Annotated in this window: 7 protein-coding genes; 2 read left to right on the forward strand and 5 right to left on the reverse strand. The window is 39.4% G+C overall.

Annotated features, from left to right (window positions below; all coding sequences use genetic code 11):
• Positions 1 to 109 precede the first annotated feature (109 nt).
• The gene (locus tag BABA_RS08375; RefSeq protein ID WP_007084725.1) at positions 110 to 856 is read left to right on the forward strand and encodes a DUF2087 domain-containing protein; all 747 of its coding nucleotides are present in this window, start codon (positions 110 to 112) and stop codon (positions 854 to 856) included.
• 23 nt (positions 857 to 879) lie between these two features.
• Positions 880 to 1230: a GIY-YIG nuclease family protein gene (locus BABA_RS08380; RefSeq protein ID WP_007084726.1), complete on the forward strand. Its 351-nt coding sequence runs from the start codon at positions 880 to 882 to the stop codon at positions 1228 to 1230.
• Positions 1231 to 1350: 120 nt separating this feature from the next.
• On the opposite strand, the gene BABA_RS28045 is transcribed toward BABA_RS08380, so the two are convergent.
• From BABA_RS28045 to BABA_RS08405, 5 genes are all read right to left on the reverse strand, one after another.
• Positions 1351 to 1914: a glycosyl hydrolase family 18 protein gene (locus BABA_RS28045; protein WP_235749622.1), complete on the reverse strand. Its 564-nt coding sequence runs from the start codon at positions 1912 to 1914 to the stop codon at positions 1351 to 1353.
• Positions 1915 to 1960: 46 nt separating this feature from the next.
• Positions 1961 to 2458: a glycoside hydrolase family 18 protein gene (locus BABA_RS28050; protein ID WP_007084728.1), complete on the reverse strand. Its 498-nt coding sequence runs from the start codon at positions 2456 to 2458 to the stop codon at positions 1961 to 1963.
• 174 nt (positions 2459 to 2632) lie between these two features.
• Positions 2633 to 3538: a class A beta-lactamase gene (bla, locus tag BABA_RS08395; protein ID WP_083865338.1), complete on the reverse strand. Its 906-nt coding sequence runs from the start codon at positions 3536 to 3538 to the stop codon at positions 2633 to 2635.
• Positions 3539 to 3801: 263 nt separating this feature from the next.
• Positions 3802 to 5856: a peptidoglycan D,D-transpeptidase FtsI family protein gene (locus tag BABA_RS08400; protein WP_007084730.1), complete on the reverse strand. Its 2055-nt coding sequence runs from the start codon at positions 5854 to 5856 to the stop codon at positions 3802 to 3804.
• Positions 5857 to 5976: 120 nt separating this feature from the next.
• Positions 5977 to 6648 (reverse strand): penicillin-binding transpeptidase domain-containing protein (locus BABA_RS08405; protein WP_007084731.1); only part of this gene is annotated, 672 nt, incomplete at its 5' end.

Below are 6648 nucleotides of genomic sequence, written 5' to 3' on the forward strand. Positions count from 1 at the left end.
GTTTTTTTTATTGATTATATACAAACATTATTATAGAATGTTTGTAATTAAATAAACAAAATAAGCGGATGTTTATTTTTCTTTTTAATGATAGGAAGTGTTAATACCAATGGAAATATCAAATATTTTTTGGAATGCCTCATTGGAAGAACTGAAAAGTGGGTATATTCAAGAAACTGGTTCATTTACTTGTCTATTATGTGGCGAAAGAATAGAAAAAGGAATTGTTTATCCTTATGAAAATAGATTGTACGAAGCTGAAAGGTATATGCGTATTCATATTGAAAATATGCACCAATCCGTATTTGAATATTTACTTGACATGGACAAGAAACTCACAGGTCTTACTGAACATCAAAAGAAACTATTATCCCTTTTTTATCAGGGGAAAAATGACAAAGAAATTCAAACTGAGCTTGCCATTGGAAGTGCCTCTACTATTCGTCATCATCGCTTTGCTTTAAAAGAAAAAGAACGTCAGGCAAAGACTTTTTTAGCTATGATGGAATTACTGAAAGAAAAAGATAATTTTGCACCAGCTTTTGTTCCCGTGCATAAAACAGCCACAATGGTAGATGAGAGATACAATATTACCCAAGATGAACATGAGCAATTTGTTCATAAATACTTCTCCGAAGGAATTTTGACTAGGTTTCCCAAAAAAGAAAAACAAAGACTTGTAATCCTTAGTGAAATTTCAAACCATTTAAAAACGGATTACAATTATGATGAACAAGAATTAAATCAAATTCTAATAGGCTTTTATGAGGATTATGTTTTAATAAGAAGATATTTAGTTGAATACGGATTTTTAGACCGTAAATCAGACGGAAGTAGTTATTGGTTAAAAAAGTAAATGATAACAGAAGGTGAATAAACATGGATCGCAAAAAAGAGTTAAAACAACAATTTAAAGAAATAACCGTTGAAGCAGGAATTTATCAGATAAAGAATACGATCAACAATAAAATATTGGTTGGAAGTACGAGAAACTTAAAAACCTTAAACGGTTTAAAATTCATGCTTGAAACAAACGGGTATACCACCAACAAAGAGCTGCAAAAAGAATGGAATCAATACGGAAAAGATGCTTTCAGGATTGATATTCTTGAAAAATTGAAGAAGTCCGATGATCCGTATTTTAACGAAAAAGAAGCATTATTAGCCCTTGAAGAAAAATGGATAGAAAAGTTACAATCCTATGGGGAACGAGGTTATAACAAAAAATAGTCTTTTGAAGAATGAATGTAACAAGGGAAAGATATATTTTCATATTGCATGTGCAAGAGTAGAAAAACAGAAAAATGGGATCGCCGCAGCCATCCCAACAGGATTTGAAGGGCGATTCCATCACTTTTTTACTTTTATTTTCTCCGGGATGGTCGTCCAGTACATTGGATCTTCTAAACCGAGCCGCCATATCCCGATTCCCCGTAAATTATATTTTTCTACAAGGTCTAGCTTAAACCGCAGACTATCGCTATTCTCAAACCAAACCTGGTGGCTATGTTGTTCTTCATCTACGTAATCGAAATGAGGTGTTTGCGAACGGGAGTCCCATTGAACTTTCGCTTTATATTTTGTCTTCTGCCCCATCAGCTCTTCATAGGAGCTATACTTGGCTTTGCCTGCTGCTGTATCCCAATCCCATCCATACCCAGCGATAACGAGTAAAATTTTTGAGGGCGGTACTTCCTGTTTCAAAGCATAACGAATCGTTGCTTCTGTCCAATCGACTGATGCTGTTGAACCAGGTTTGGTTCTTGGGTTGTGTTCGTCGTATGTCATAATCATTAACCCATCTGAATATTGACCAAGCTTTTCGTAATCAAACCACGGTGACCAGGGATTAGCTCGGGAATCACCTGTGTTTGCCGGGACTGAAACCGTAACTACTTTTCCATCAGGTTTTATGCATCAGACAAGTCTTTTATCAGCTGACTAAAAGAATCTCGGTCAGTCACATACAAATTTTCCATGTCAATATTATACCGTCATAGTTAAACTGATTGATTTCATTGCGTATATTCTGAATGAAAACATGGCGGTCGTTATCGTGATCGAGTACATTACTCGCTACCTGCTTCCCCTTCTCGACGGTTTCATAAAAGAGATTATGGACAACCATATAGACCTTCAGGTGTTTTTTATGAGCACTCTGAATAACCTTTTTCTTATGATCGGCAGTAACGGAATCAATCAGACTGCCTGGACGCTGATCATCCAGCTTATACCAAAAGGGGGCAATGATGCTTAAACTGTTGAAATGCGAGTTAACTATCGGTTGAGACCCTGGATACGTTCCTTCCTTTTCTGTGTAGAAACCTAAAACTTCACGAGGAGTTTTATTCGTACTTGAATTTTTCTCTATTTTTTGGGACTGACTACAGGATGACATTAGCAACATTGCTATGCTTATGGCCATGATGGTGAATGACCGATAACCACTTTTCTCCATATTACACCTTCTCCTAATTTGTATATTTCTTAAGTTGATGAGAAAAGGTGTAACTTATTCAATAACGTACGAAACAATGGGAAGCATTCGTTTCCCACTGTTTCGTATTCTAGAGTGTTTTTACTCATCAGCTTTTTTATTCGAGAATTGTGATGAGTAAATTTACTTATCTGTTCACTTAAGAGCGTTAAGTGCGATCTTAGCAGCTTCTGCGATAAGCGTATTGTCATAGGTGGCATTCTGTGTATCGCGGCTGGATAGAACTGCGATGACAATGGGAGCTCTATTCGGCGGCCAAACAATTGCAATGTCATTCCGCGTTCCATAGCTTCCTGCCCCGCTCTTATCATCGACTTTCCAGCCTGTTGGTGCACCAGCCCGGATTAATGCATCTCCAGTGGCATTTCCTCGCATCCAATCTGTCAGGATCGTTCGTTTTTCAGTTGGGAGCAAGTCGCTGACTACAAAAGCCTTGAGGCTGGTAGCAAGTGCTTTTGGCGTGCTTGTGTCACGTGTATCTCCAGGAACAGCTGAGTTCAAATCCGTCTCGTAGCGATCAACTTGGGTTTTATGATCGCCAATCTTCCTTAGTGCTGTTTCAAATTCCTCAGTGCCTCCCAATTTCTCTAATAAAAGGTTCCCTGCGGTGTTGTCGCTATATCGCACAGCAGCCTCGGCAACTTCCCGAAGAGTCATCCCGGTATCTACGTGAAGTTGTGTTACGGGTGAATACGAAACGATGTCCTCGCTGTTGTATGTGACCAGTTCATCAAGTTGATCAATTGAGTAATGCTGCAGCAATGCACCTGCGGCTAGAGCTTTGTAAGTAGATGCGTAAGCGAACCGCTCTTGAGGCCGATAAGAGACTTTCCGATTTGTACCTGTATCGATGGCGTAGACTCCGAGCCGAGCATCATATTTGTTCTCGAGTTCTGCAAACTCACGGTGAATTTGGGGTGCTGGTGTTTTCTTGACTGCCTTTTCAGGCTTGTCAGAAGGGTTATGAGTGGTCATCGACCAACCGGCGAGCGGTACAATTGCAACCACTAGCACAAGCAAGGCATATATAAATTTATTCATACTGAAAATATCATGTGTTTTCCTCAAGATCATAACCTCTTTCTATTAATACTAGATGTCCTGAAAATAGAATCAGCGGGTTTAATCATAATGTTTAGATTAACACCGATCAGCTCTTAATCAGCAGATTCTAAAAATGCTAGAGGAGAATTTCCTCCTTTCTCCACTCTGATTACATACGTAATATTTGATTATGTATGTAATACTACTTGTGTAGTATTTATTGCACACCTAATACTACAACTGTAATAAAAAGATGTCAATCATTTTGTAGTTGGCCATCCTTTTTTATTAAGATCAAAATATGCCCGAAAAACCCGCTGGCTGATGATATTAGCTGCACTATGCGGCTGAGCATAACCATCACGGTAGGCATTTGGCACAATAACGGCAATGGCAATCTCGGGATCATCGAATGGGGCATAACCAGCAAAAGAAAGATTCCAAGTCTTCACCCCATTTTTATAAGATTCCGAGGTCCCGGTTTTACCCGCGGCATTGTACGGTTCGTCTTTAAAATATCCTCTTGCTGTTCCTTTGGAGCCATGGGTGACCAGCCAAAAACCTTGTTGAACCCGCTTAAGCATCTCCGCACTCATATCCACCTGATTCAGCACCACTGGTTCGATTTCATCGATTACGTTGCCTGGTTCATTACCATCCTCATTGGGTTCTCGAATCTCCTTGACCAATTGGGGCTTCATCCGGTATCCTCCATTGGCAATCGTGGTAATATACTGGGCGATTTGCATAGGTGTATAGGTATCTAATTGTCCAATGGCAATTTGGAAGTAGGTGCTTGTATTCGTTCCTTTCATTCCCGCCGTTTCATTATCAAAACCAATACCGGTCGGGATGCCCAAACCAAATTGGTTGAAATAATAGCGGATGGTTTCAATTTTTTTCGGATCGATATTTAATGTGCCATTGGGTACATACTTGCCGCCCATAATTTCAATCGCGGTTTTCCACATATAAACGTTTGATGAACGCTCTAATGCCTCTAATTCGTTAATTCTGTTCATGACCTGGTAAGAGGAAAAGGTTCCCGACCCTTTAAATCGCATGACTTCATCCAGCTCAATTTCCCCGAAATCCCTTACACCCGTTTGGTATCCGGTTAATACGGTAGCCCCTTTTACAACGGACCCCTGTTCAAATGCATAAGTAAAGGTTCCCGGAGTAAAATCGGTAAACTCCCCGGACTTCCTGTCATACACTTTTCCTGACATCGCAAGAATACGGCCTGTTTTCGGTTCCATTGCCACAACAAAGGCAGTGTCAAGCGTATCCGTATGCGGCTTTTGGATTGCACTTACCAACTCTTCCTGCATAATTTTCTCCACTTGGGCTTGAAACTCCATATCAATGGTCAAAACAAGATCCTTGCCGCTCTTCCCTTCCGATACAGTCTCAGTACTCACCACATTTCCATTTTGATCTGTCACTGTTTTCACTTTTTCCTTTCGACCTTGCAACACACTATCATAAAGCTCTTCAATATAGCTTTTTCCGACGCGGTCATTCAGTTTGTATCCTTTAGCAGTATAGTAATCTACCTTTTCTGCCGGTAGGCCTTCATCTGCACTCGTTACTTCCCCAAGCATATTCCAAAACGTTTCCCCATAGGTTCGGCCCCTCTTCCAATCAGTCGTGACATCCACACCCGGCAGGTTATCCAGATTTTCATTGACCTTTGCAAATTCTTCCTCTGTTACATTTTCATTTTTGATCATCGTCAGGGTTAAAGCTATGGCGGTCGATAGCTTCCGGTAGATGGCCGCCAGATTTTTGTCCATTTTCTTGAGCTCGCTTTCTGTAATGCGTTTCAATTTTAATTGATATAAATCCCTGTCATTCAGCTTTTCCTGTTCGTATAATTTCTCCTCCTTCTTTGTGATTAAATCTGTGCCATTGTTATGCTCTAGCAGCCAGATATCTTTTAAGTCACGATCGGTTACTTTATTGATCTCTTTATCAGTCATGACCAGGAAGGTATTTAACTTTTTAGCCAGTTCAAGCAATTCTTCCTGCTGCGGATTTTTCGGCGGTGTATAGATAATCGCCTTTTCCGGAATATTGTAGACGACTAACTTATGATTTGTATCATATATTTTTCCACGCGGAACGGAATAACTGACGGGCGTCACATCTGTCTTCTCTGCCTGAGCCGCATAGGCTTCCCCTTTAATAATTTGGATAACGCCGAGGCGGAGAATCAGGATAGAAAAAAGAACAAAGACCATAAAAAAGAGACCAGTCAATCTCCATCGGATTGGGTTTTTTACTATATTTTCTTTCTGCATTTTCTGCTTCAAAACTCATCAGCCCTTTCATACTGGGAAATTTGTGAACAAGTTAGTCATAAATACTACAATCGTAGTATTTAATCCAAAAAAGTCCCAAAAAGGTAGGGAAATCCTTTCTGGAGTTCATTATTAATATATCTTTTTTTGATGCAGGATCTGCTTGGCAATCTCCGCAGCCTTACTTCCCTGGGCTTGACCATCCTTATTTTGAATATTAATGGCAAAATAAAAACGATCATCACCTTTATCGACAAAGCCAATAAACCAGCCATTTACATTCTTTCCATTAACCATACCGGTTCCCGTTTTACCATACAACCGCCCATTTTTTTGCTCATCTATTAAAAGTGCCTTTTTTACAGCTTTGATATTTTCCGCTTTAAAACCCCATTGATTTTCTTCTAATTGGTATAATAATTGGACTTGTTCAATGGGTGATATTTTTAAGGAAGATTCCATCCAGTAACTTTCCAAATTCCCTGAAAGATCCTCATTCCCGTATTTTATCTTGTGAAAATAATCTTGCAGCAGCTTTCTCCCTACCTCTCGATCGGTATTCTGGAAATACCAATTTACGGAACGGCTTAAGGCAGTCGCTAAATTTTGATTTTGATTCCATTCTGGATAGGGGTGAACGGTTCCATCCCAAATCTGGCTATTACTTGTTGTAGAAATCACATTGGATTCCAATGCAAATAAGGCAGAATATATTTTATAGGTGCTATTAGGAGAAACTCTCTGTTCACTCATTTCTCTATTATAAAGTTGATATTGGTTTTTTGAGGAATCAAATAAAACAAA

Source organism: Neobacillus bataviensis LMG 21833 (assembly GCF_000307875.1).
GTDB classification, from domain to species: Bacteria; Bacillota; Bacilli; order Bacillales; family Cytobacillaceae; genus Neobacillus; species Neobacillus bataviensis.

Coding starts and splice junctions, on each gene's coding strand:
- BABA_RS28050 (WP_007084728.1), bottom strand. CDS start 2,458: ATGGAGAAAAGTGGTTATCGGTCATTCACCATCATGGCCATAAGCATA.
- BABA_RS08375 (WP_007084725.1), top strand. CDS start 110: ATGGAAATATCAAATATTTTTTGGAATGCCTCATTGGAAGAACTGAAA.
- bla (WP_083865338.1), bottom strand. CDS start 3,538: ATGAATAAATTTATATATGCCTTGCTTGTGCTAGTGGTTGCAATTGTA.
- BABA_RS08380 (WP_007084726.1), top strand. CDS start 880: ATGGATCGCAAAAAAGAGTTAAAACAACAATTTAAAGAAATAACCGTT.